Source organism: Paraburkholderia sp. 2C, assembly GCF_054589215.1.
Genome location: NZ_BAAILL010000088.1, coordinates 1 through 566 on the forward strand (window position 1 = coordinate 1; position 566 = coordinate 566).

General features: G+C 61.1%; 1 protein-coding gene. It reads right to left on the bottom strand.

The annotated features are described in order from the left end of the window. Positions 1-566, bottom strand: a 566-nt coding sequence (locus ACYPXD_RS34140; protein WP_459723117.1) for a UTP--glucose-1-phosphate uridylyltransferase, incomplete at both ends; no start/stop codon positions are given.

The window sequence follows — 566 nt, forward strand, 5'->3', positions numbered from 1 at the left end:
CGGCCGACCACGCCGAGATTGGACGGCGCGACGTCCGGCGCCGGCTTTTCCACGATGCCCGACATCTTGATGATCGCGTCTTCCCATTCCTTGCCGTCGACGATGCCGTACGACTTCGTTTCGTCGCGCGGGATCTCTTCGACGCCGATCACCGAGCTGTGATAGTGGTCGAACACCTCGATCATTTGCTGCATGACAGGCGGCGTGCCGTACAGCAGGTCGTCCGCGAGAATCACGGCAAACGGATTGTCGCCGACCAGCTTTTCGGCGCACAGCACCGCGTGGCCAAGACCGAGCGCTTCAGGCTGGCGCACATAGAAGCAGTCGACATGGCTCGGCTTGATGCTGCGCACGAGTTCGAGCAGCTTCGCCTTGCCGCGCGCTTCGAGTTCCGCTTCGATCTCGTACGACTTGTCGAAGTGATCTTCGATGGCGCGCTTGCTGCGGCCCGTGACGAAGATCATTTCCGTGATGCCTGCTGCCATCGCTTCTTCCACTGCGTACTGGATCAACGGCTTGTCGACGATCGGCAGCATTTCCTTCGGGCTTGCCTTGGTTGCCGGGAG